At 52.9% G+C, this 25,004-nt stretch carries 25 protein-coding genes; 8 read left to right on the plus strand and 17 right to left on the minus strand.

The genetic code is table 11. From position 1 onward, the window contains the following. Positions 1–104: 104 nt before the first annotated feature. The 11 genes from LKE08_RS20395 to LKE08_RS20445 all read right to left on the minus strand — a co-directional run bounded on the left by LKE08_RS20395 (position 105) and on the right by LKE08_RS20445 (position 11,334). Complete coding sequence (locus LKE08_RS20395; RefSeq protein WP_324706089.1) at positions 105–578, minus strand: hypothetical protein; 474 nt, start codon at positions 576–578, stop codon at positions 105–107. Between the two features lie 19 nt (positions 579–597). After that, positions 598–1,098, minus strand: a complete 501-nt coding sequence (locus LKE08_RS20400) for a DUF3368 domain-containing protein (RefSeq protein WP_324706090.1) — start codon at positions 1,096–1,098, stop codon at positions 598–600. Next, on the minus strand, positions 1,088–1,339 hold the full coding sequence (locus LKE08_RS20405) for a UPF0175 family protein (RefSeq protein ID WP_324706091.1): 252 nt from the start codon (positions 1,337–1,339) through the stop codon (positions 1,088–1,090). Before LKE08_RS20405 ends, LKE08_RS20400 begins: the two co-directional genes overlap by 11 nt. 164 nt (positions 1,340–1,503) lie before the next feature. Then, a complete protein-coding gene (locus tag LKE08_RS20410) occupies positions 1,504–1,764 on the minus strand; it encodes a hypothetical protein (protein ID WP_324706092.1) in 261 nt (86 codons plus the stop codon). A 69-nt stretch (positions 1,765–1,833) separates the two neighbouring features. Then, positions 1,834–2,409 carry a Uma2 family endonuclease gene (locus LKE08_RS20415; RefSeq protein ID WP_324706093.1) on the minus strand — a complete coding sequence of 192 codons (576 nt, stop codon included), beginning with the start codon at positions 2,407–2,409 and terminating at the stop codon, positions 1,834–1,836. Next, entirely contained in the window at positions 2,406–5,456 is a 3,051-nt protein-coding gene (locus LKE08_RS20420) for a BPTD_3080 family restriction endonuclease (RefSeq protein WP_324706094.1), read from the minus strand. The genes LKE08_RS20415 and LKE08_RS20420 overlap by 4 nt, the downstream gene beginning before the upstream one ends. Before the next feature lie 437 nt (positions 5,457–5,893). Then, positions 5,894–6,364 (minus strand): DUF3368 domain-containing protein, encoded by a 471-nt coding sequence (locus LKE08_RS20425; RefSeq protein ID WP_324706095.1) that lies wholly within the window; start codon positions 6,362–6,364, stop codon positions 5,894–5,896. Between the two features lie 19 nt (positions 6,365–6,383). Further along, positions 6,384–6,662, minus strand: a complete 279-nt coding sequence (locus LKE08_RS20430) for a UPF0175 family protein (RefSeq protein ID WP_375341450.1) — start codon at positions 6,660–6,662, stop codon at positions 6,384–6,386. A 44-nt stretch (positions 6,663–6,706) separates the two neighbouring features. Further along, entirely contained in the window at positions 6,707–9,043 is a 2,337-nt protein-coding gene (locus LKE08_RS20435; RefSeq protein ID WP_324706096.1) for a heavy metal translocating P-type ATPase, read from the minus strand. 84 nt (positions 9,044–9,127) lie between these two features. Beyond that, positions 9,128–10,927, minus strand: a complete 1,800-nt coding sequence (locus LKE08_RS20440; RefSeq protein ID WP_324706097.1) for a mechanosensitive ion channel family protein — start codon at positions 10,925–10,927, stop codon at positions 9,128–9,130. Positions 10,928–10,986: 59 nt separating this feature from the next. Continuing rightward, entirely contained in the window at positions 10,987–11,334 is a 348-nt protein-coding gene (locus tag LKE08_RS20445; RefSeq protein ID WP_324706098.1) for a hypothetical protein, read from the minus strand. A gap of 424 nt (positions 11,335–11,758) precedes the next feature. On the opposite strand from LKE08_RS20445, the gene LKE08_RS20450 reads away from it, so the two are divergent. Further along, a complete protein-coding gene (locus tag LKE08_RS20450; protein WP_324706099.1) occupies positions 11,759–12,010 on the plus strand; it encodes a hypothetical protein in 252 nt (83 codons plus the stop codon). A 194-nt stretch (positions 12,011–12,204) separates the two neighbouring features. On the opposite strand, the gene LKE08_RS20455 is transcribed toward LKE08_RS20450, so the two are convergent. Next, on the minus strand, positions 12,205–12,327 hold the full coding sequence (locus LKE08_RS20455) for a hypothetical protein (RefSeq protein WP_324706100.1): 123 nt from the start codon (positions 12,325–12,327) through the stop codon (positions 12,205–12,207). Positions 12,328–13,054: 727 nt separating this feature from the next. On the opposite strand from LKE08_RS20455, the gene sds reads away from it, so the two are divergent. Next, positions 13,055–14,026 carry a solanesyl diphosphate synthase gene (gene sds, locus LKE08_RS20460; RefSeq protein ID WP_324706101.1) on the plus strand — a complete coding sequence of 324 codons (972 nt, stop codon included), beginning with the start codon at positions 13,055–13,057 and terminating at the stop codon, positions 14,024–14,026. 45 nt (positions 14,027–14,071) lie between these two features. On the opposite strand, the gene LKE08_RS20465 is transcribed toward sds, so the two are convergent. After that, positions 14,072–14,560: a hypothetical protein gene (locus LKE08_RS20465; RefSeq protein WP_324706102.1), complete on the minus strand. Its 489-nt coding sequence runs from the start codon at positions 14,558–14,560 to the stop codon at positions 14,072–14,074. A 266-nt stretch (positions 14,561–14,826) separates the two neighbouring features. Between LKE08_RS20465 and hetZ the strand changes: the two genes are divergently transcribed. From hetZ to LKE08_RS20480, 3 genes are all read left to right on the plus strand, one after another. Further along, entirely contained in the window at positions 14,827–15,987 is a 1,161-nt protein-coding gene (gene hetZ / locus LKE08_RS20470; RefSeq protein ID WP_324706103.1) for a heterocyst differentiation protein HetZ, read from the plus strand. Positions 15,988–16,222: 235 nt separating this feature from the next. Continuing rightward, a complete protein-coding gene (locus tag LKE08_RS20475; protein WP_324706104.1) occupies positions 16,223–16,996 on the plus strand; it encodes a hypothetical protein in 774 nt (257 codons plus the stop codon). Positions 16,997–17,081: 85 nt separating this feature from the next. After that, positions 17,082–19,418: a DUF3488 and DUF4129 domain-containing transglutaminase family protein gene (locus LKE08_RS20480; protein WP_324706105.1), complete on the plus strand. Its 2,337-nt coding sequence runs from the start codon at positions 17,082–17,084 to the stop codon at positions 19,416–19,418. A 355-nt stretch (positions 19,419–19,773) separates the two neighbouring features. Here the strand turns inward: LKE08_RS20480 and LKE08_RS20485 are convergent, their stop codons facing one another. Both LKE08_RS20485 and LKE08_RS20490 read right to left on the minus strand, forming a co-directional pair. Then, complete coding sequence (locus LKE08_RS20485; protein WP_324706106.1) at positions 19,774–20,178, minus strand: type II toxin-antitoxin system VapC family toxin; 405 nt, start codon at positions 20,176–20,178, stop codon at positions 19,774–19,776. After that, the gene (locus LKE08_RS20490) at positions 20,175–20,384 is read right to left on the minus strand and encodes a transcriptional regulator (protein ID WP_324706107.1); all 210 of its coding nucleotides are present in this window, start codon (positions 20,382–20,384) and stop codon (positions 20,175–20,177) included. Before LKE08_RS20490 ends, LKE08_RS20485 begins: the two co-directional genes overlap by 4 nt. 179 nt (positions 20,385–20,563) lie before the next feature. Between LKE08_RS20490 and LKE08_RS20495 the strand changes: the two genes are divergently transcribed. From LKE08_RS20495 to ndk, 3 genes are all read left to right on the plus strand, one after another. Continuing rightward, on the plus strand, positions 20,564–21,622 hold the full coding sequence (locus LKE08_RS20495; RefSeq protein ID WP_324706108.1) for a DUF3179 domain-containing protein: 1,059 nt from the start codon (positions 20,564–20,566) through the stop codon (positions 21,620–21,622). 180 nt (positions 21,623–21,802) lie between these two features. Next, positions 21,803–22,477: a response regulator transcription factor gene (locus LKE08_RS20500; protein WP_324706140.1), complete on the plus strand. Its 675-nt coding sequence runs from the start codon at positions 21,803–21,805 to the stop codon at positions 22,475–22,477. Positions 22,478–22,559: 82 nt separating this feature from the next. Beyond that, positions 22,560–23,009, plus strand: coding sequence for a nucleoside-diphosphate kinase (gene ndk / locus LKE08_RS20505; RefSeq protein ID WP_324706109.1), 450 nt, complete (start codon positions 22,560–22,562; stop codon positions 23,007–23,009). A 139-nt stretch (positions 23,010–23,148) separates the two neighbouring features. Here the strand turns inward: ndk and LKE08_RS20510 are convergent, their stop codons facing one another. Next, positions 23,149–23,976 carry an Rpn family recombination-promoting nuclease/putative transposase gene (locus LKE08_RS20510; RefSeq protein WP_324706110.1) on the minus strand — a complete coding sequence of 276 codons (828 nt, stop codon included), beginning with the start codon at positions 23,974–23,976 and terminating at the stop codon, positions 23,149–23,151. 102 nt (positions 23,977–24,078) lie between these two features. Next, positions 24,079–24,843 (minus strand): hypothetical protein, encoded by a 765-nt coding sequence (locus LKE08_RS20515; RefSeq protein ID WP_324706111.1) that lies wholly within the window; start codon positions 24,841–24,843, stop codon positions 24,079–24,081. Positions 24,844–25,004: the final 161 nt, after the last annotated feature.

Below are 25,004 nucleotides of genomic sequence, written 5' to 3' on the forward strand. Positions count from 1 at the left end.
ACCCGCCTTGAAATAAATTTCAGCTATCTAAGTAGGTTGGGTGGAGGCACGAAACCCAACATCAGTGTATTCAACTTAACCCGCCTTGAAATGAATTTCAAGGCTCATAGCAAAAGTCCACTTAAGTGGACTAAGATCAGAATCACCTGCAAGCTGTCGCCCAAAATCATCCGATTCGACCAATGGGCATCATGCTGATAAAAATCCGTCGCCGTCGCATCCTGTGGCAAGCCATTAAAATCCGAAAACAAATCCAACTGCAGGTCCTGCCGCGACTCCGTGCGCCGCATCAAATCATCAATCAAAACCTTCGGATGCACCTTCTCCTGGATGTAAAGCGGCGGCGCCGACACGACCAGATCTGACCAATCCTGCTCATCCTTGCCACGCCAAACCAACTGCGGGTCAAGGTCACGGTTCCGGCGCTCATAGGCGACCTGAATCGGGCTTTTTTCATCGTCGGCCATCACCGACTGATATTCCGCCGTGGGGATATTCTTGCGGGTCGCGTCATCGTGTTTGATGGATTCGACCTGCTTGGATTGGGCTGATTTTTTGGTGGATTTACGGGGAGACATAGGATTAAATAGTGAAGGTTTAAGAATTAGATGGGTTTTCGTTGGCTTGAGTTTTGAGTAATTCAATGACTTGAGGGGCAAGGTATAGACCCGCCTCTCGGATACGGTCTAAGCGATGATCGCCAATGGACGGAATTAAACCTCTTTGTTTCGCTAGGACAATTGCTCTACCTGTACCCAATGTCAGAATACCAAAACTTTTGGCACAGCGGCGAGCTGCCTGGTCGTCAATCATGGCGTAGTATCCGGGATGGGTGATCGCACAACTAATCACACTGGTTTCCCCTTTGCCCAAATCCCAAGCGGCTACAGTGGGGTTAATCTCGACAGTCTGTTGTTTGAGCCAATCGGTTTGAGGAACCCTTTGGGAAGCGCGATCGCTTTTGCCCCGAGTGACTTCTTCAACGACTGCTTCGGGTACAATGATGTCTGAGAAAAGCTGGGGTAACAAATCATCCTGATTACTGTTGAACAGAACAATCAAAGGGGAAGTATTAACAACAATCTTCTCAACAAACATCTTGCATTTCCTCCGCCAATTCCTCGGCAGAATATTGCAGTACGGAAACTTGATATCGGGCCAACGCTTGCAGGAAATCGCTGCGACTGAGTCCCGCAATTTCAGCAGCTTTCCCTTGGGAGACTTCGCCAAGTTCATACCACTTCGCAGCAGCCGCAACCCGCATTTCTTGAACAAATTCATCGGGCGCTTTGCGAAGTGCAGAAAAAATACTTTCAGGTAAGTCTATGGTGATGTTCATAATCAATATTAGGTGGTGAATTGTGAGATAGTGGGATGGATTCTAATATCAACTTTATAGCATCCTGAAGATTGATGATCGCTTCATGTTTTGTATCACCGCAAGACGAAATAAAGTTGAGTTTCGGACAAGTTGCAGAATAAGATTGGGATTCTGTGTCCCATTCAATAACGGCTCGAATCATCATGATAGGTTCCTCCAAAATTGACCATTTTCTCGACCTCAGAAAAATGGTCTAAAATTTCGTGTCCAGAAACCTCACAAGCCGTCTTTGCTTTGGAGATAACATTTACAAAACTATCCCATTTCGCATAGCCCAAAAGATGCTGTAAATCCCGTGCCAACCAAAACTCAACACCCTGTTCTGTTTCTTGAGTATGGGCCTCAAAAGTGGCAGTCAATTCATTGATGGTTTCAGATTTCATGATAATTCCTTGAATTATGTTTTATATACGAAAGTATATTATACCATAAAAAGTCAGAGAAGAGAGTTTCTAGAACGCGATCGCTTCATAGAGATCCGCCAGGGCAATTTCTACATCGAGCGATCGCAGTGTTATCGTCTGTTCCATGCCATTATACTCCGTAAATAACCACTGGTTTTCAGCCTGTTTGACATACTGTTCGAGGTGGGGTCTGTTCTGGTCAATTAGCAGATATTCTTGAAATGTTGCGATCGTCCGGTAGGCTTCAAACTTGTCGCCGCGATCGTAATGCTTCGTCGAATCTGACAGTACCTCTGCCAATAGAATCGGATTGATGACCGTATCTTTTCGTCCCGACATTAGTTCCACCGGTTCAGGTGTCACCATGACATCAGGATAAGTATACAGGTTTTTATTCGGAATCCAGAGGCGCTGATCGGTCACAAATACGGTGTAAGGTTTCCCTCTCAAAGCAAACCAGAGTAAGGCATTGAGGGCGCTGGAAAGTTTGTTATGCTTTGGGGTTCCCCCAGTCATCGGTACGATTTCTCCATCGCGATATTCACTGCGGATATCTGACTCGACTTCTAAAGCCAAATACTCTTCGGCCGTGTAGGTTTTCGATTGAGTTGCAGTTCCGGTCATGCTGTCGTTCCTCCATCGCCTCGGATTCGTTGAGCCTGAATTGCCTCATCGACCAGTTTGGCAAATTCTGATTCAATTTGGAAGACCTCCCGAAACTCTGCAAACGCCCAGCGTCCGTAAATCTTGAGATTATTTACCCCCGGAATCCAATAATTTCGCATGGTGCTGGCTTTGTCTTTGGCATCCTCGCCGCGAAAGCCCTTAATCTCCACAATCAGATTGAGCAAATCATCATCGCCGCGATCGTCGTCAATTTTGACGATAAAATCCGGGATATATTTGCGGGGGGTGGAACCGTAGAGATAGGGGACTTCAAAACCGAGATTGTGATTTTTCACATAGGCAAGAACGCGATCGTGGGACTCCATAACCCGACAACATTCCGACTCCCAATCACTATCGAGAATCACCCAATTGATATGGCAAAATCGGGGGTCTGTCTGCCACCGCGACTGCTTCGAGGTGTTGAATTGCACATGAATGGTAGACCCGACGGGGTTGTAAGCATCGAGAATCGCCTTCACCGGCTTTTCTCCGACGATCGCCTCGGTAATTCCCTTGCGAATTCGCTCACAGGCCATATCCGCGATCGCCTGATAGATCAACTGCCCCGGAACTGTATTTCCCGTGCAGCGGAGATAGTCTCGCATCCATTGACGGGTGATGCGCTTGAGCTGACCAAATAAATGCAATTTCGGTTCTTCACCCGGATCGCGATACTGGTTGAATAAAAGATGCCGAGTGAGATTAAAAATAACCGTCGCCTCCCGCATTTTCTCCAAATGTTTGATATCGAGGTTAATTCCCTCCCCGATAATCCCCTCATTGCGAGTCACCGTCGCCCCCACCAAATTGGGCGTCAGTTCCAGCAGTGAATCCTCGCCAAATTCTGCTTCTAAGCGGGTACTGGGCAACTCCACCCGGTAGCCCTCCACGCGGGGAAATGTAATCTCTAAATGGTCGCGATCGGGACTCACCGCATACACTTGAATCGTCTTCGCAGGTGGCTGGGGTTTCGCCACAACCGGCTTCGCCGTGAAATCAAACGGGATGCCCAAAACATCGGCATATTCCACATTAAAAAAGCCATTTTCATTGACTTCATAAGATTGCCGCCGCAAGGCCCGGCCGATGACCTGTTCGCAGAGTAATTGCGTCCCGAATGCCCGGACACCCAAAACATGAGTGACAGTATTGGTGTCCCAGCCTTCCGTCAGCATTGAAACCGACACCACACAGCGGATCGACTCACCCAATTTACCCGCTTTTCCCACCGTATTCATCACTTCTCGGAGTAAATCTTGGTCGGTTATTTTCTCCACCGCCGCCGCCCCATCCCGCTGACTGACCTCATACCGAAAGCGATCGATTTCATCCGCTGCCACGTCCCGAAAATTCTGATCCAGGGCATCCCCGGATTCCAATTGTTCGCTGTCAATTAACAGTGTCCGGGGGCGGGGCAAGCGATCGCCCGAATCATCAAAATTTCGGAATAATTCTAACCGTCCGGCATTGTACTGACCATCCTCGCGATGAAACCCGGAAATGTAGTCATAAACTAACTTGGAAGTCGAAGTATTGTTGCAGACCACAATGAAGACGGGCGGCACATCAATTCCTTGCCCTTGCCACAGCTTAAACGTCTGTTCATAGTGACCGTAGAGCGCATCCAAGGCCGTCAGTAGTTCGGGCGGTAAACTCAGCGGATCTAGGCTGCTTGCCTTGCCGCGCCCTTTCTTCGGCATCTTCTTGCGGATGTGTTCCCAAAGGTTGCGAAACTTCGGCATTTCCCCCCCCGGCACGTTATCCGCCACGGGTACGCGGGGGAGTTTCACGATGCCACACTCGATCGCATCCATAAGGGAAAAGTCGCTCACCGTCCAAGGAAATAACGTCCCCTCGGCGTACCCCGAACCCCGCAGAAAAAACGGCGTTGCGGAGAGATCGTAAATCGTTTGTACGCCCAATTTCCGCTTCACCATTTCGATGCCCGAAATCCAGAGACGGGCGGCTTCGTTGTTTTTCTTCGCCTCGTTTTTTTCATCTCCTTTGAAGTCTGCCACATCATCCGTGTCCGGTTTCTCGCGGTAGCAGTGGTGAGCCTCGTCATTCAACACCAAAATATTCTTCAAGCCCATCAACTCCGGCATCACCCGCTGGAGCATCTGCCCTTCGGTTTCCAGGGTGTCAAGTTCTGGCCCTCTTCCCTGTAGCAATTTTCGAGTTCCAGTGGCGATCGCCTGCCGTTCCCGCAATTTAAAAGCGTGATAATTGGTGATAACAATCTTCGCTTTTTGCAACTCCGGCAGCATATCCGTGGGGATTAATTCACGGCTGGCATAATAGCTCTCGGTATCGTTGGGCTTCAACACCCGCAGGCGATCGCGGATCGTAATTCCCGGCGTCACAATTAGAAAACCACGGGTAAACTTTTTACTCTGGGGATGACGCACCGCATTCACCGTCTGCCACGCAATCAGCATCGCCATTACCGTGGTTTTTCCCGCTCCCGTCGCCAACTTGAGGGCGATCCGAAACAGTTCCGGGTTGGCATCCTCATTGGCTGCGAAAAGCTGACTGAGAAACCCTTTCTCCTGCTTGCCACTGTTGGGGGCGACTTCCGCCAACCAAATCGCCGTTTCCACTGCCTCTAGCTGACAGAAAAACGGGCGAATTCCTTGGAAGTCGTGATGTCGCCAATGCTGCAATAATCGGGCGGTTTCCGGCGTCACCTTCCAATCCCTCGAATTGGGGAGCGATCGCCAAGCATTCACCTTTTCTCGAATACTATTTACAAATAGCGTTTGGGCGTAGGTTTGCGACTCATCGGAAATCCCCTGCACGTCGCCCAAAGCCAGGGATTGTTGCACCCCAAGATTTTGATCTCGGCGTCTCTTGGGTTTGGGGATGGGGGTCAGAAATTCTGCTCGGCGGCGCGATCGTATTTTTTTCCCCGTCGGTTGCCCATCATCATCGAGTTCCCAATGGTACTGCGGGCATTCGTAGGGAGAGTTGAGAATTGGCTGCTCGAAAAACTGACTAACCATCGGACTGACACCCCACGGTTATTTGAGCATTTTGTGGTGGTACTTTGGGCATGACTGACCCTCCCAGCAGAAAAATGAAGACTGAACCCAATATCGTCCCCGATCGCTTTTTATCATATGTCATGGGATGTATCGGATGCAATGTTTTAAATGCCGAATTTTCCGCCGGGGGGTTGGGTTGATTCGAGGGGCGATCGCTTCACCCGCCTCGAAATGAATTTCAAGGCTGACAGCAAAAGTTATCTAAGTAGGTTGGGTTGAGGCACGAAACCCAACATCAGTGTATTCAACTTAACCCGCCTTGAAATAAATTTCAGTGATCTGGTTGATATCTCTGGGTGGGGAGGAAGAAACCGGGTTTCTAGGGGAGATGGGGGTGGGGATGAGAGATGCGGGTAGAAACCCGGTTTCTAGGTGTCTGGTGGGGGGAAGAAACCTTAAAAATTTTCCCCCGCAGCCGTCAACACCTCGATATATAACCGCTCACTCACTCGAAAATTTGCCGCTTCAATCAGAGTATCGATAATCGACCGAATTTCGGACACAAATCCCCGACGTTTTGCGACCAATAAAATTCCCAAGATTCCGGTAATTGACAACCCCAAGCGAATGGCTTCTCGGCGTCCCAGCCGTTCGTCAATTAATAATTGTTCTGCATTTATTTCTAATGCCAATGCGATCGCTTCAGATTCTCCCCGATCTAAATATCGTTCGGTTTGGAGGGTTTCCACCAGTTGAGAATTACTGGGCTGAAAAATCTCAATCCAATCGAGATCTATTGCGGCGGTAATGCGCGAATCGTCTTCACTCCCTCGCCGCAGTTCGCTGGCGACTGCCGGAGGAATTAATACCCGTCCGTAAAGCTGTTGTAGTAATGAAATATAACCGGCGCCAATCCACTTAAGCAAGAAGTATCGCTGACGACAATCATAGCCAACCTTTGGCTTTCATATTCCGGATATCTTCTTGTAATTCCTCCACGTCATAATGAATGTTGATCCCGCGATCGCCCATCAATTTTTGAAACCGAACTTGGGAGATATCCAGCAATTCTGATGCCTTACCCAAGCCAATTTTATCTTGCTGAAACAACAGTAAAACCAGCTCTGTCAGCAATTCTTTTTCGGACAATCCGCTGGCTTTGACTAGCTCATCAGAAATTACCAAACTCATGGCTTGCATTGAATGGGTGGTATTTTTTACCATGTTAGCATGGTTTTCGGAAAAGAAACCCGGTTTCTAGATCTCTATTAACGTTCCCGAAACTGACGCCGCAGCAGCAGGGAATTCGTCACCACGCTGACCGAACTGAAAGCCATAAAAGCGGCCGCCACGGCCGGATTGAGGACGATGCCAAAACTCGGTAAAAGTACCCCCGCCGCCACCGGCAAACCGATGGTATTATAACCGAACGCCCAAAATAGGTTTTGGCGGATTTTATCGAAGGTTTTCCGACTCAGGCGGATGGATTCCACCACGTCCGTCAGCGAGTCCCGCATCAGGACGATATCGGCCGTTTCGATCGCCACATCCGTCCCCGTATGCAAACTGATCGCCACATCCGCCTGGGCTAAAGCGGGGGCGTCGTTGATGCCGTCTCCCACCATAGCCACCCGGCGTCCGTCCCGTTGCAGGGAAGCGATGATTTTGGCTTTATCTTCCGGCTTAACTTCAGCTTTTACCGATTCCGGCGATAGTTTCAAATCCGCCGCGATCGCATCCGCCACACCTTGGCGATCGCCCGTCAACAATACCACATTTAACCCCATGTTTTGCAGTTCCTCCACCGTCTCCAGGGCATCCGGTTTGAGAATATCGCAAATGCCGATAACCCCCGCCAACTGACCCGAAACGGCAATATAAACCGCCGTCTGTTCGGGGGGAATAGATACTGCAGATGGCACGATTATTTCCTGACGCTGCAACCCTTCAGAATTGCCGATCCAAACCCGTCGCCCCGCCACGGTCGCCGCAACGCCGATGCCCGGTTCGGTGGCAAATTCATCGGCTGCGAGAAAGGGGAGATTTCGCCGTTGAGATAGGGTACAAATTGCCGTGGCGATGGGGTGGTGCGTACCCCGTTCCACCGATGCCGCCAACTGCAACAATTCTGCTTCATTGAAATCTTCAGATAAACTGACGCACTCCATCACCGCCGGAGATCCGGTCGTCAGGGTTCCGGTTTTGTCGAAAACCACCGTATCGAGTTCGTGGACCCGTTCCAGGATATCCCCACCTTTGATTAATAAACCCCGTTCGGCGCCGATACCCGAACCGACCAAAATCGCCGTGGGGGTGGCGAGTCCCAACGCGCAGGGACAGGCGATGACCAAAACCGCGATCGCCAATTTCAGACTCAGCAACAGCGGCGCCCCCCCTAGAACCCCCCCCGAAGCCGTCACCTGCGGCCAAATTTGAGTCCCGACAAAATACCAAAACAGGAACGTCACCGCCGCCAAACTCATCACCCCGTAGGTGAAATATCCTGCTACAATATCCGCCAACTTTTGGATCGGTGCCTTCCGGGTTTGGGCGTTTTCCACCCAACTGATAATTTGGGCGACGGTGGTTTCTTCCCCCGTGCGGGTGGCCCGGATCACGATCGCCCCCGACTGATTCAAAGTCCCGGCGGCGACCTCATCCCCGACTCGTTTGGTGGCGGGGAGGGATTCCCCCGTCAACATGGACTCGTCCACGTCCGTCGTCCCCAGGCAAACCGTGCCATCGACGGGTATTTTTTCCCCGGGGAACACCTGCAACCATTCCCCCACCCGCACCTGTTCGGCCGGAATTTCCACCCCGTCAGCGGCGCTGTAAGCCCCGTCAGGCTGCGGTTCAGGGACTAAACGGGCGATCGTCGGTTGCAGGGCGAGGAGGGCTTGAAAGGCCGTAGAAGCGCGGCTGCGGGCCTGTTGTTCCAGGGTTTTTCCCAGCAGGATAAATCCCAGCAGCATCACGGGTTCGTCAAAAAAGCACTGCCACCCGAGGCGGGGGAACAGCAGGGCCACGCAACTGGCAGTGTAGGCGCTGAGGGTCCCGAGTCCCACCAGGGTATTCATGTTGGGGGCATTTCGCAGTAGCGATCGCACCCCGTCGAAAATCAGCGATCGCCCCGGGAACAGCAGGGCCAGGGTCGCGAGTCCCCAGTGGAACCAGATATTGCTGAGGACGGGAAGGTGTCCCCACCCCATCTGGTGAAAGTGGCCGATGCCGGACAGGAGGATCAGCACGCCGCACCCCGCCAGGCGCCCGATCTGGTCCGTCATTTCCTTTTGGTGGCGTTGATTGAGGGATTCTTGGCGATCGCCCATTTTCTGCGATCGCGGTTGGCTGGGAAATCCCGTTTCCGTCAAAAGATTCGCCAGGGTTCCGGCGTTCACCCTCCCGGCGTGACATTCCACCGTCGCCACCTCCGTGGCTAGATTCACCCGGGAGGCGATCACCCCCTCCTGCTGGTTGAGTTGGCGTTCGACAGCCATCACGCAACCGGCACATTTCATCCCCCCGACATCCAAAATCAGGGTTTGGGTGGGGGGGGGAGGCGGGGTCAACTCCGGATTGGACGGGGTTTTGGGAGCCAGTTGCATGGGGGTGATACCTTTGTGCGATCGTCTTCTCTTGATAGAGGGTAAACGAATCTCTCGATTTGTGTCCCGGATGTGCAAATTATCTTAATGCGACGCGGAGAATTCCTCGCCTTTGTGGCCGTTGCCGTCGAGCAAGTGGTGGTAACTTTGGTGCCAGATCGTCTGCTGGGGAATCCCGATCCGAATCCCCTCGCGATCGAAGGCTTCCTTCACCCGACAGCGAAATTCCCGGCCGACTTCCCACTGTTTGAGGGGTTTTGTCGTGATCCAAACCCGCACCAGCATTCCGGCGTGACTCACCGCATCGACTCCCAACACTTGGGGGGATTCCAAAATGAGATGGTGCCACGGGGGTTCCCGAAACATTTTTTCGCCCACATCCTTGATGATCTGCATGGCTTTTCGGATGTCCGAATCGTAGGCGACTTCGATAGTGAAGTTGACCCGCGACCAGTTTTTGGTCAAATTTTCGACGACGGAAATGCTGCCGTTGGGAATGGTGATCAAATTCCCGTCGGGGCTGCGAATTTGGGTGATGTAGAGGTTAATATATTCGACCAAACCGACTTTGTCGGCGACGCCGATCACGTCCCCGACGGCGTACTGATCGCTCCACAAAATCAGACAGCCACTCAAGACATCTTTGATGGCACTTTGGAAGACGTAGGTCAGGGCAAAACCGATGACACCGACGCCGGTTAAAATTTCGGTAAGGGGGGTGTTGAAAATGGAACTGAGCAGGGTGTTGAGGGTGAGGATAAACCCGATCAAGTAGCTGATGAAGGATGCGAGTCCTTTCAGAGCATCCGTGTAGGTGGTCTGCCGGGACAGAAAACGTTGCCGGGAATTTGGATACTTTAAAGTTGACTGTTCGACCCAATCCTGCAGGTAATATTCGATCGCGAAGTGGCTGATTTTGATGGCGGCCACGACGATCAGATAGTAGACCAAAAGGGCGAGGGGGACTTCCCCGAGGGCGACGCCGATCGCCCGGGTTTCGGGGTAATAATACAGCAAATAGGCGAATCCGCCCAGCCAGATAAAAATTTGCCCCCACTGGGCGACCTGTCGCAAAAATTGGACGATTTGTTTCTGTTGGGCCGGCAGGATGCGGGGCAGTCGGTTCCACAGGTGAGAAAAGCCCCATTCCGAACTCGATTCCGGCGGCGGTTCGGCCGGAGGTTCGGCGGTGTCGGAGTCGGAAAACAGGCGGGATTGGACGAGTTCCGCTTCCCGGCGGATCAGTTTTTGAGCCCGCAGCAGCAGCCAGCTACTGCCCGCCATCAACATTAAAAATAGCAGGGTGAACGGAAGTTTTCGATTCCAGAAATATTCCTGAAACGTCTGACGTTCGGCGATCGATCGCCGCAATTGTTCTCGGATAATATCTCGCCACTCTTTGGCGAGGGCTTTTTTCGGTTTTCCGTGGTAGAGGGAGTCGAACTGGGTGACGGTGACGATGACTTGATCTTGGAGTTGGGGTTGTTCGGGGGCGTAAACAACGGTTTCGTTGTTGCGGGTTCCCACTTGAATTTGTAGGGTTTCCGGGTCGTCAACCGAAGCGACGATGGACATCAAAATGGTCTCGATATATTCGACCCGCCGTTTGACGGCGAAACTCTGGGATTGGTCGGCTTCGATTGTGGGGGATGCGGCGATCTCGAATAAGTCGCGATTGTCGAGGGTGACTGTGGCACAAAATAAGTTGCCGCAGGGTTTTGCTTTGATGCGAGTCTGGGTGACTCGGTTGAAATCGTCGAGTTGGGGAAGGGGCCCGATTTGGGCGATCGCGGGAACCGCCCAACCCGCCACAATTCCCGCTGCGATCACCCCGATCGCAAACCATTGAATGACCCGATAAAAGCGCTTGATTTTTCCCTTCATACGCAACCAATTTGACATGAACAGCGTCCGGACCCGAGCTGTGACATTATTACACAATGTTAAGGGAATGATTGCATTTTGAAAATCGGATCGATTTTGTCAATGGCGGGGGCGGCGATCGCATCCCCCTTTGGGAAGAAATAGAGGACATCGACAGAAAAAATATCCCCTCCCATCTGCCGGCCCCCACGCCGGCAAAATCGGGGTGGGGTGCGAAAGATTTGCAGGTCTTGAACGGTGGCACCTTGAACTCCCCGCTGCAAAAAGGGCCTGCCATACTGTTCCTCGTCGAAAATGCCGTCGGGCATGATTTGAGCCCGGGCGGGGGCAATTCCGACTCGGAACATCATCCCGAATAACAGCGATAGAACCCCGGCGGGAATCACGATGAATTGAAAGCGTCTCATGTCAAATCCTCGACTTAAATTTTTGTAAACTCCCCTTCAACATATCGATAATTTGAGATTCGTCCATCAATCAAGAGTCTGAATCGGGTCTCTTCCAGGAGTTCCATACTCCGCCGAAATGGCTTCGCCGCCACCCGTAAAAGCCTCCCAAATACCGGGAAAATACCCGCATCCCTCCAAAGTTTATGAAATAGACCGGTCTGCTGCCAGCTCCAAATTGCAGGATCGAAATAGCCCGTCCTCCCGGCAAACGGAGCGAATTTTTTGCAAATTAACTATCCTATCACAGATCCGCCCGCGAAAAACCGAAATGGGGCGATCGCGGAATTCGATGGAGAATGATCGCACAAATGTAGTTTAGATAACAGGTGATTTGGGAATTTTGATTGAAAATCGAACTACCGTTCCTGCGGAGATTTTTCTCATGAAGACCAAAACTCTCGCGCCATCTACCTGTCGCCACTGCCGCAACTACAAATCGGAGGGGCGGCGGGGCGGTATTTGTCAGTTGTTCCGCGCCCCGGTCCGCAGTCATTGGAAATCCTGCTCCCTCGCCAGCTTGCCGTTTGTTTACCAGTGGGAACCTTTGGACGGAGCGATGCCGGAATCTCCGGTTCCCGCTGATCGTCCGAACCGGCGGTCGTCCCCCCCCCAACCCCATTCTCAAAATTTTTAAGCAATTTTACTGATCGCACCGCCCTGTCCGAATCAAAATCACCTTCAAATCAAACATTTAAATCCGTCTTCCATACCCTCCCCCGGCGACGCGATCGCACCCCCCAAGAGCGGTCTAAAAATAAAAATGCCCCTCCAATCTGGAGCGGCATTTTCCCCGGCGGGGCGATCGCCGGGTGCGATGGCAACAATCAATCAAGAACGAAACCGGGACAGCCGCGTTGCGGTGCGTTTCGCCAACATCAACAGTAAATAAACCGTAAACACATACCCGCCAGCCAGCAGGGGAATCATTAATGGCAGTTCGTGATAAGTCATAGGTGCAGCAAATATGCGAACAGAGGAGCACAGATGGGAGTTTAACAGTTGCTACAGGGGTGGGGGGCAACTGGGGAGAGGCAGGGTTCGACCGCGATCGCATTCCGATTTCCGGCGAGAATTTCGGTGGAGATTTGCAACTCCTGACCGCTTTCCCACAGACTGATTTGGGGTCGAAAAACTGCTATGGCAAGATCCGAGACCGCCCGCGGCAGCCCCGTCCCGAACCCATCAGTCTTCAACCAACTGACCCACCTTGGACACCGACCGGTGCCCACTTGGGAACTTCACTAAAAGTGCTTTTGGCTATCCCCTTGCCCGTGGATAACCCGTGCAACGACGGACAGTCAAAACTTGACCGTCACACCACTGTTGCCCTTGATGTGTAGAATTATTTAAACTCTTACTCATTAAAGTAGCACAAATTTCACAATTTGTAGCGAATGAAGTGAAAAAAATTTAACATTTGGATGGATTGTGCGGGAGCCTCCGGAACCGGGGTTGACGGACCCGGGGGGATGCCGTCCGGACTCTCGCCCCCACGGACGGATCTCCCCACCTGTCGGTATCACCGCGATCGCGCCCCGTGCCCGCCGTTCCGGCATCCGCCGGCCCGCCCCGCGACTCCGGCACCGGGGTCGAACTTTTCTCCGGTTGGAGCCTTAGCTTAAAATACAACTATAATATGTAAAATTTTGTTAATCACCCAGCCTGAGTTGGCAAACCCATGACCTCTCGCACACTCTTGTTTTCTCCCGTCGAAGCGGACCTGCAACTGTTAACGGACAACCTCAAACAACTCGTCGGCGCCCGACATCCGATCCTGTACGCGGCAGCGGAACACCTATTCAGCGTGCAGGGGAAACGGGTGCGGCCGGCGATCGTGCTGCTGATTTCCCGGGCGACGATGCCGAACCAGGAGATCATCCCCAAGCACCGCCGTCTGGCGGAAATCACGGAAATGATCCACACGGCCAGCCTGGTGCACGATGACGTGGTGGACGAGTCGGAAGTCCGCCGGGGCGTGCCGACGGTACACAGCCTCTTCAACAACCGGGTCGCCGTCCTCGCCGGGGACTTCCTGTTCGCCCAATCTTCCTGGTATTTGGCGAACCTCGACAACCTGACGGTCGTCAAACTCCTGTCTCAGGTGATCATGGATCTGGCGGAGGGAGAAATTCAGCAGGGGCTCAACCGCTTCGACGCCGGCCTGTCCATCGAAGCCTACCTGGAAAAAAGTTACTACAAAACCGCATCCCTGATCGCCAACAGTTCCAAATCGGCGGGGTTGCTCAGTGGGGTGTCCGACGAGCTGGCCGAACACCTGTACCGCTACGGCCGCAACCTGGGGTTGGCGTTTCAAATCGTGGACGACATTTTGGACTTTACGGGTTCCACCGAAATCCTGGGGAAACCCGCCGGTTCCGACCTCAAAAGTGGAAACCTGACGGCGCCGACGTTGTTCGCCCTGAAAGAGCGGCCGTTTTTGGAAACCCTGATCGAGCGGGAATTCGCCCAGGATGGCGACTTCGAGCAGGCGATCGCGTTGATTCACGAGAGTTCCGGAATTCAGAAATCCCGGGAACTGGCCCTGCATCACGCCCAGCAGGCGGTGGAACACATCAGCCACCTGCCCCCCTCCGAGTCCCGCCAAGCCCTGATCGACCTGTCGGACTACGTGGTGAGTCGGCTGTACTGAGGGCTCGGTCCTGCCCGCGCGCCCCGAGGGATTCTCCGCAGACCTTCAGGCGATGTCTGGGGGGACGGGCCGGGTTTTGGGTTGGCGGCGGGATTGGTAGTGTCGCAGGTAAACTTGGATGGTCTCCTGCACGTCCCGGCGCTTGAGTTCGGTGCCCGCTTCCAGATGGCCGGGTCGGTCGAAGAAGATGAAACTCTCGAAGGACGGGATGGCGATCGCCTGAAATAAAATGTGGGTGACGGGGACGGGCGTCGCCACGATACCGGCCGAGAGGGGGGCGGTAGATTTCAGGGAGGCGTCAGACCGGGCACAAAAGGCGTAGATGACCCGCTTTTCCAGGTCGGGGTCGTCCACATTCCCCAGGGTCGTCATCACCCAATCGCCATCGAGGGTTTGCAGAATGAAATACTCCGGATGGGTCAACTCCTGCGCCAAAAGTTTCAGGCCCGGGGCGATCGCCGCGATCGCCCCGGGGGTGCTGCCATCCTGGGGGGCGTTGTCAATTAAAGTTTGAATTTGTCGGTCTAAATCCATCGTTCAAATTGGAAATATAATTGCAATTCTTAGTTGTACGGCAACAGACAGAACGGTTGGGACATTGCCACTGTCGAAAGGGAATGAATTTTCCCCACGCCCGCACACCCTACACCCTATACCCTATACCCTACACCCTACACCCTACACCCTACACCCTACACCCTACACCCCACACCCGATCTTTGGGATTCCCCAAACTCTCCGGACATTCGAGGCCCGTCCTGGAAAGAATGGGTTAGGGTCATTGTTAGTAAATTATCATCATGGGGGAAATCTGCCAGAGCCATCCAATTTTTCAACGGCTGTCCGGTGAGCTCAAACAAGCCACCAAGGCATCTGAGCAGAACTGCCGGGATGTCGCTTGGCGTCTGACAGACGAAGCGATTCGCATCTGTACGGAGAGCAAGCGCATCCAGGCCTCGGGGGAAGTGGAGACGTGGGCGATGACGTTGGCACAACATCGCCTGCAACAATGTCTCCGCTACTACAAACTGGGGTCGAAGCAGGCGCCGTTGGAACTCCACAGCACGTTGAGTGCTATCGTTTATCGATATATCACACCTCCCCAAGTTCAATCCAGCTATCATGCGAGGTTGGAACTGATCCGGGACTTTTTACAAGGGTTTTACGTCGAAACCCTGAACGCCTTCCGCAAAGAAGCCCAAATGCCATCGGACTACCGTCCCCAGACGTTGCTCGAATTGGCGGAATACCTGGCCTTTTCGGAACGGTACGGAAAACGTCGCATTCCCCTCGCCCGGGGCCGCAGCCAACAGTTGATCGTTCTGCGATCGCAGACCTTTTCTCAGCAGCAGCCCCGAGAATCCTTGGTCGATCTCGATAAAGCGGCCGAGGGGGTTTCGTCGGATTCCGACCAAACTTGGGACGACTCCTCGTTGCAGCAAGTGCGAGCTGCGATGGTGGCTGAGTCGAACGAACCCGAACTCGACTCCCTGCGACAAACCGTCGTGGAAGAGTTGATGCAGTATCTCGAAGAACACAATCAACAAGACTGTGCCAACTATTTCACTTTGCGACTCCAAGATCTGCCCACTCGGGAGATCGAGGCGATTTTGGGGTTGACTCCCCGCCAGCGGGATTACCTGCAGCAGCGGTTCAAATATCACCTGCTGCGATTCGCCCTCGGCCACCGCTGGGAACTGGTGCATCAGTGGTTGGAAGCGGATCTCGATCGCAACTTGGGCCTGCTCCCCGAACAGTGGGAGAATTTCCAAACGCAACTCGGTGAAGGGCAACAACATTTGCTAAGGTTGAAGCAACAAGGGTTGTCCGATGGTGCGATCGCCCAGAAGTTGGGTTGCAAGGTGACTCAAGTTCAGAAACGGTGGTTTAAAGTGTTGGAGTTAGCCTGGGATATTAGAAATCGTTCAGTATCCGGAGCCGGTGCATCTAGCGATGAATAACGAAACAAATCCAGATCGTCAAGCCTTCGAGTGTCACTTTTTCGATGGGCTGATCCCACAGTCCATCGACCAGGGGTCCGACCCGGCCGGGGAAACGACCGACCCGGCCCGTCGAGCGCCAGAAAATTCCAGGGTTGAAGAGATCGGGTGGGAAGAACTCGACCCGCTCGACTCTGAAGAGATTGACGTTTTCTACCCCGAAGGTCAACCACTCACACTGGGAGAGATACCAACCGTGAAAGACAGATTTGAAAGCCTGTTAAAAGACAGGTTGAAACTTGAGATCCAACACAGACCGCCGTTGTTTCCTTGGGAAACGCAATGGGCGACGGACGCTACCTATCCTGACGTTCTCAATGCTGCGGAAGTTCCCAACCCGAGTTGGTGGATTGCCCAGCGGGAACATTTCAAATGGTCCACGTTCCTGCCCGAAACCACTTTCGCCCAACTGCTCGCCCCCTGTCAAAAAGCCTTGCACTCCACCTTGCCAGACGGTGCAAAATTGGTGCGGGCGGTTCGTTCTTTTTTTCCGGAAGAAGATTCCCACGCCCTCAACGAATGGGCGGGTCGCATCATGTTGGGAGACGTGCGCGACCCGGACTTGAACAAATTGCAACTTCCGGATTACTCCCAGGCCAGCGACAAGCAAAAAATGGTGTTGCTGCTGCTGGCGGCCCGGGAAATTATCGACACCCTGACGCTGACTTGTTTTTGCGATCGCGCCCCCGTCAAGCAAAACTGGCGGACGAGTTTGGGGGTGTTGAGTCTGGAAGTGGAATATTTGAGCCAGGATTACGGCAATTGCCTGCGGATTTTGGCACAATTGCCGGCGGGCGGATGCCTACAGTTCAAGGGACAGGATAATGAAACCACGGCCCGACGGACGGACGCGGGATATTTGAAAATGGAATTGGTCGATCCCCAACCCAACAAACTGTACCGTCTCAACGTGCTGTTCCACGACTCCGAACAGAATCCCCTCTGCTTCGCGATTTTGCCCCACGCTTGAATGTGAAGCGCCCCGGGGTGTAGCTGCTTTCCGTCAGATGGGTTAGAGTATTTTCTAGCTCCACTCGACGAACTTCCAGACACCCATGACGGCGGAACTCCCATTTTTTGGCCAATTGTGGCGGCGGATCGAAGCGACCCCCCCACCCGAACCCGAAGACTCGATCGCGTTGCGGGTGACGGTGCAACTGTTGGTCATCGTGGGGATTATCGCCACGGATGTCGCCGTCGAAGAGGCGTTAAATCTCTGGGCGATACCCGTGAGCGTGGTGGGTGCGACTTGGAGTTGGTTTCGCCGCCGCCATCGTAATGTGCCGGTCAAATTTTGTATCGCGATCGGAATGTTGGTCGCCCTGGCCGCATTTTTCAATCGCCTGGTGGGCGAACTCAACGATACGCGGGTCGTTTTGGCCCAGCTTTTGATCCACCTGCAAGTCCTGCACAGTTTTGACCTCCCTCGACGCAAGGATCTCGGCTATTCGATGGTGATCGGACTGATTTTATTGGGCGTGGCGGGAACCCTCAGCCAAACCCTCACGTTCGGGCCGGTGATTTTGGCGTTTTTGGCGATCGCACTCCCGACCTTGATCCTCGATTATCGTTCCCGACTCGGACTGTCGGAATTCCCCTCAAAATCCGGCGATCGCGACCCCAAAATTCGACGATTTTCTAATTTAAATTTCAAGTTTTTAACCGTCAGCTTTTTGGCGATCGTCGCCCTCGGACTCGTCATTTTCGCCCTCCTGCCCAGATTTCCGGGCTACCAACTCCGCAGTTTCCCGGTCAGCGCCCCCATCGATATGCCGCCGGGGGAATTCGACGGCCGACAAATTTTAAATCCGGGCTACGTCTCCGACGGCGAGGGCGACGGAGAAGGGGGCGAGGGCGGACAAAATCGCGAGTCCGGGGCGGGAACGTTGGACGAGATCCAATATTATGGTTTCAATACCACCATCAATCAAAATTTGCGGGGGAATTTGAAGCCGGAAGTGGTGTTGAGGGTGCGATCGCAGGCGCGGGGATTTTTCCAGGTCGTCGCCTTTGACGAATACACGGGTCAGGGTTGGGAAATTTCCCGCAACGACCAAACCTTGACTCGAAAGCGGCCCTGGTGGTCCTATCGCTTCGAGTTATTTCCGAAACCGACAAAAGCCAAGACCGAGGAAATCATCCAAAGTTACACGGTGATTTCCCAACTTCCCAACCTGCTTCCCTCCCTGCGACAGCCCACGGAACTGTATTTCCCCACTGAAGAAATCGCGATCGATCCGGAGGGAACATTGCGATCGCCCCTGGTCTTGCGGGAGGGCCTCACCTACACCGTCATTTCCACAGTTCCCTACCGGAACCGCACCCAATTGGGGGAAGCCGGAACCGACTATCCAGACACAATTCGCAAATACTACCTGCAAGTCCCCGAACAGATTCGCGAAAAAGTCCGCCAAAAAACGGAGGAAATTCTCGCCAGCCGACAGCAGGTCGCCCAGGACAAGAAACCCCTCGATTCTCCCTACGAAAAAGCGCTTTATTTGGCACAATATCTCAAACAAAACCCCAATTACAAATTGCAAGAAGAACCGCCCTTTTTGAACGAAGATGAAGACCTAGTATCGGCCTTTTTATTCGGATATGAAAATAGCCCGGAGGGTCAAACGATAACCGGCGGCTACCCCGACCACTTTTCCACCGTCTTGACGATCATGTTGCGTTCCATCGGCATTCCGGCGCGGCTGTCGGCGGGGTTCGGACCGGGTGATTTTAACCCGTTTACGGGATTGTACGTCATCCGCAATACGGACGCCTACGCCCTGACGGAAGTGTACTTCCCCGAATACGGCTGGTTCGCGTTTAATCCCATCCCCGGTATGGATTTGATTCCCCCTTCCATCGAAGAGAATCAAACCTTCAGTGCCCTGCGGTCGTTTTGGAACTGGGTGGCGGGGTGGCTGCCCTCTCCGGTGACGAATATTTTACAGACGGTATTCGGGGCGATATTGGGATTTTTGGCGGGGATCATCCGCTGGTTTTTGCGGTCATTTTCGAGGGGTTGGATCGGCATTTTTACGGCCGCGATCGCCCTTTCGGTGGCGGGATTGTTGGGGTGGCTGCTGTGGGACGGATGGCACAATTGGCGCGATCGCCGTCGGTTGGCGAAGTTGCCGCCGCCGGAACGATTGTATCAGAAATTGTTGCGATTGTTGGGCGATCGCGGCTATCCCAAACATCCCGCCCAGACGCCGGAAGAATACGCCAATGCGATCGCCCCCCACTGTTCGATTGACGAGGCGGAAGTGATCGAAGAGGTTTGTCAATCTTACGTCCGTTGGCGGTACGGACAGAAACCTGTGAATTTGGAGCAATTGCAGCAACTCGTCAAAAATTTGGAGCGACAGAGAAAACGGATTCGATTGAGAAAAAAATAGTCATTCGTTTGTAGTTGGGGCTGAAGCCGCGATACGTTTTTTAAGCGTCAAATCAGCCTCACGATCGCGTTTTTATTCGATATCGTCGTATAGGGTTGGGCGGTTGTCTGAACCCTCTGAAATTCAGGGAGAACGGGCGATCGCGGCCTACACCCGCGCCGTGGCTTTGGATTTGCTGCACTAGCGACAGTTGGCGTTTTCTCAGTTCAAACAGATGATTGGGGAATTTCTAGTCCGCTTTTTCATGGGGAGAAGAAACCGGGTTTCTAGGGGAGATTTCGGTGGGGATGAGAGATGCGGGTAGAAACCCGGTTTCTAGGCATCTGGGTGGGGGGAAGAATCCATACCGATTAACTTAGGGACTGATCAGGATCAGTTCAGGGAAATAGGTTTGGTAACGGGTGGCATCACGACTCAGCAGGGTGTAACCACAGACGATCGCATGAGCGCCAATATAGAAATCCGGTAAAGGCGATCGCCTCACTCCACCCCTTCGACGATATTTTAAAAATGCTTGACCCGCCAAAAATGCCGCCTCATAAGGTAATGCGTCCCTCTGAAAAAAGCCAGAAGATAATACAGATTCGACTTCCGTTACATCTTGAAAACCGATGGATACTTCTGCATAAATAATTGGGTTGATATGCAATGTTCCGGTTTCAGCACAATCGGCCAGTTGCGTCGCCGACCAGTCAAACCAATGGGGATCTTCCGTCAACACATCCAGAATCACATTGCTATCCACCAGAAAATTGGTCATTCTTCGCCCCGCGTTAAATTGAGGATATCATCAGTGCTCATATCCCCCGTAGCTTTTCCCCGCAGACTGGCGATCAAGTTTGCTCCTTTGGGCGAGTGGTTTTGATACCGCCAAGCCAAAAAGTCTAAGAAGATTTTTGCTTCTTCGAGGGCTGGTTGGGGTAGGTTGCGAAGGATGGCAAGTATTTCGGTTTCGGTGGTTGGCATGGCGCACAAGTCTCGGGATAGCATCCCCATTTTACCTCATTTCCCATCGGAGAAACTGGGTTTCCTTTCCCCCACCCAACTCTCAAAAGTTATCTGGGGTTAATTTCAGTCAGTTCTCAGCTTCCATTCATATCCGAAGGATACAGATCGATCGCAACCTAAAATCGGAGCCATGACCGATGAAAACCCCGATCAACTCAATCCTGGGAACCCTGACTTTAATTGGATTGTCGATCGCGATCGCCATTTTAAAAGCCGGAGGGTGGGATAATTTAAAACTGAATCATTTTCACCTCACCCAACATTTCGGCGACCAAACGCGGGAACTCGCCGACATCCGATCGCAAAATATCGATATTCAAAATAACAGTCGCATTGACCTGGACGAACTCCTCAACGGCGGCCCTCCCAAAGACGGAATTCCCAGCATCGACAACCCCAAATTTGACACCGCCGCCACCACGCCTTTCGACCCGGAACAAGCGACAATCGGAGTGGTCGTCAACGGGGAAGCCAAGGCCTATCCGGTGGGGATTTTAAACTGGCATGAAATCGTCAACGATCGCATCGGGGGAGTCAACGTCGCCATTTCTTACTGCCCCTTATGTGATACAATTGTCGCATTCGATCGCGGCGACACCACCTTCGGCGTTTCTGGTAAACTCTATCAAAGCTGTCTGGTGATGTACGATCGCGCCGATGATACCCTGTACGCGCAACCGTGGGGATTGGGAATTGTCGGAGCCAACGTCAACCGCTCCCTCGACCGCATTCGGGCCGTCAAAACCACCTTGGGAGCTTGGCTGGAAAAATATCCTGACAGCCGCATCCTCTCGGCCGAAACGGGTTACAATCGTGACTATCAGCGCTATCCCTACGGGAGCTATTCGCGCGATCGCAATCTGATTTTCCCCGTCCGCCACCAAGACCAGCTCGACCTCCACCCCAAAGCTGCCATCAGCTATATTTGGAAAAACGACGGCGACACCCCCCACAACCAATTTTCAGGTGAAAGCGTCCAATTTGTCCATTCGGAAATTCAGAAACTCGGCGAACGGACGGTTCGCTTCGGCGGCGAAGAAGTTACCGCCATTTGGGATGAACAACTTCAAACCGTCATCGTCCAAGATGCCGGCGGGACGACCATTCCCAGTTCCCATGCTTTCGCCTTCGTCTATCCCGCCTTTATGGAAACTCCGGCGACGACTGGGGAAACGGAGTCTATCCGGCGACAGTAGACTGGGGGGGCGATCGTAGAATAGAATTGTAAATTGCGCGAGTTGACCTCATTTTTGGCGCTTCGCGCTTTCTTGCCGGCGATCGCGAATCGGAGTCCCGACAATTCAGAACTCCAATTAAACGTCCGAAATCGCTTTTCCTGTTGACTTCTTGCCTTTTGACTTTTGCCTCCCAAAATGATGGCTTCCAAAATTTTAATCGTAGAAGACGACGCGACTCTGGCTCAATTTCTCAAACAAGAATTGAGCTACGAAGGATATGATGTCAATGTCGAACAAGATGGAATGGCGGGAATGATGGCAATTCGGGAGAGCCATCCGGATTTGGTCATTCTCGACTGGATGCTTCCCCGCCTTTCCGGCATCGAAATTTGTCGCCGTCTGCGGGATAGTTATAACCGGATTCCGATCATTTTATTGACGGCAAAAGATGAGGTGAGCGATCGCGTTTCGGGATTGGATGCGGGGGCCGACGATTATATTATCAAACCCTTCAGTTTGGAGGAATTTTTGGCGCGGGTGCGGGCGAATATCCGGCGCACCCAAGAACCCGACCCGGATGTTTTGAAATTCGACGATTTGAGCCTCAACCGTTCCACCCGGGAAGTGTTTCGGGGAAATCGGGCGATCGAATTGACGGCGAAAGAATTCGACTTGCTCGAATATTTGATGCGCCACCCCCGGCAAGTCCTCACCCGCGACCAGATTTTGGAGAAGGTGTGGGGTTACGATTTTATGGGGGATTCTAATATTATCGAAGTTTATGTCCGTTATCTGCGCCTGAAGTTGGAAGCCGAAAATGAGTCGCGCCTGATTCAAACAGTCAGAAGTGTGGGTTATGTGATTCGGGAATAATTCGGGAAATGGTCTGTAGGGATTGTCTCAAAATAGGTTAATCTGATTCTTGTAGACGTTTGCGAACGCACAGGAGATAGGTTTGGAACGGACATTTATCGCCATCAAGCCGGATGGCGTCCAACGGGGACTCGTCGGCGAAATCATCAAACGCTTTGAAGCGAAAGGCTTTACCCTCGTCGGGCTCAAACTCGTACAAGTCACCCGCGAGCTCGCCGAAGCGCACTACGACGTTCACAAAGAACGCCCATTTTTCAACGGTCTGGTGGATTTCATCATCTCCAGCCCCCTGGTGGCGATGGTTTGGGAAGGCGAAGGGGTGATTGCTTCGGCTCGGAAACTCATCGGCGCCACCAACCCCCTCACCGCCGAACCGGGGACGATTCGGGGAGATTTCGGAGTCAGCGTTGGCCGCAACTTGATTCACGGTTCCGACGCTCCGGAAACGGCCCAAAAAGAGATCGCCCTCTGGTTTACCGATGAAGAATTGGTGAGTTGGGAAGCGAGTCTCAAGTCTTGGCTGGTGGAATAATTTCCAGTTTTTAAGAGATTAAAAAGACCGCTGGGGAATCCATTCCCCAGCTAATCGCTCAAATATTTCGAGATCATTGGGAAGTGTGTTTGGAGGGAGTAGGGAGTAGGAGAGGAGAAATATCATTTGCACCGGCTATTCACGATCGCTCCTCATCGGAAGGTTGCAAAATTTGTTGAATCTCTTCCAATGGTAAGCCCAAAAGTTGTGCGATCGCTTCCGGGCTATTTCCCAAATTTGCCAAACGTCGGGCAAAATTTATTCTTTCTTCTTGACGACCTTCTTGGCGACCTTCTTGGCGACCTTCCTGACGACCGTCGGCAAAGGCTTCTTGATAGAATCGGGTTTGTTTTAAATCGGTGAGTCCTAACATTTCGGCAATCTCCTCGCGACTGAGTTGGGGGAGTTTGTAAACGACGATGGTTTCGATGATGTCAATGATATCGCGTCGGATTGATTCTGGGGGGAGGGCTTGTTCGGCCCGTTCGATCAGGCGTCTGGCGGATTCTATGGCGGCAGATTCCGATTCGACCACCAATTTAATGATACCGACTCCCAAGCCGCTTTCACCTTCCAACTCGTCGAGGTAAATGCGAGTCACCCGGCCCGAGTTGAGGAGTTCCCGGAATTGGCGGGACTGTTTCCGTTCGATGCCGCGGTTGGGGTAGATGACGACGACTCGCCAGGGGTTGGGGGGTCGGTACTGTCGCAGGTAGAGGAATAGTTCGGCGAAGATGCGATAGTAGAGGTCGTCGTCGGGTTGAAATTGGACTTCGGCGAGGTAGAAGGGCTGGTCGCGATCTCCGGCCCTCGGGAGAAACAGTCCGTCGAGGCGGAAGGCGAGTTGTTTGACTTCGACGGAGGTGAATTGGTAGCGATCGCTTTCTTCCGGCGGACGGTTCAGCAGTTCAAAGAAGCTGCCGGGGTACTGTTGGAAAATGCGGTAGAAGAGACTGTCGGTTTTCACGGGGGGCGGGAAATTCTGAGGTTATTTTACCCGGATTTCCCGTCCCGCGCAACCGGGGGCGATCGCCCATTTTAATGCGACGATCTCAAACCCCGAATTCGGCTATTTTCTCGCTTCTTCCATTTCCCGCTGGGATTCTGCGGGGTGGGGTTGGATGGCGTTGGAAAGGTTGACGTTTTCGGTTTCCGGAATGGGGGTTCGCTCGGAAAATCCCCAGGTAAATAAAACCACGATCGCCACCACCAGCATCCATTCGGGGGGGACTAAACTGTGGTCGATGACGCGCAGCAAGAGTTTCAAACCGACCAATCCGACGGTGATATATCCGGCGGTTTCCAGGTGGGTGAATTCTTTCAACCAGCGGATGAACAGTCCCGCCATCAGGCGCAGGGTGATGATGCCCAGCGTGGCACCGGTGACGACCAGCCAGGTTTTTTCGGAGACGCCGATCGCGGCGGTGACGCTATCCAATGAAAAGGCGAGATCCGTCATGGCGATCGCCGGGATCACTTGCCAGAGGGAGGTGTTGTGGTGGTGGAGGAATCCCTCATCTTCCCCGTCTTCCGAGGTGGTAAAATATTGGAAAACCAACCACAATAAATACAGCGCCCCGAGTAGCTCGAACTGCCAAAATTGAATCACCCAGGTGGCGGTCAAAATCAGGCCGATCCGAAACACGAAGGCGATCGCCAAACCGATATTTAAAGCTTGGCGCTGGAGTTTGCCGTCGTCCAGAGTTTTAGAAATGGAAGCCAAAGCGATCGCATTGTCCGCCGACAAAACGGCCTCTAACGCCACCAAAACGACCAGCAGCAAAACGGTATCGAATCCGAGTCCTTGAGAAAAATCAAACACTTGCTCTAGCATGAACGGTCTACTACCCCGATTGATGTCAGTCTGGAATTGGATACCCGCCAATTTTCCCCCGGAGAGTCGGACGGCAAGCCGCGATCGCCAATGTGATGACGAAGGGGAGAATTATGAGAGCGCCACCCAGACTCAAGGCCCTCCCTGGGGTTTGGCGGTGA

Origin of the sequence: Lyngbya sp. CCY1209, from assembly GCF_035615495.1 — a bacterium.
Lineage (GTDB): Bacteria > Cyanobacteriota > Cyanobacteriia > Cyanobacteriales > Microcoleaceae > Limnospira.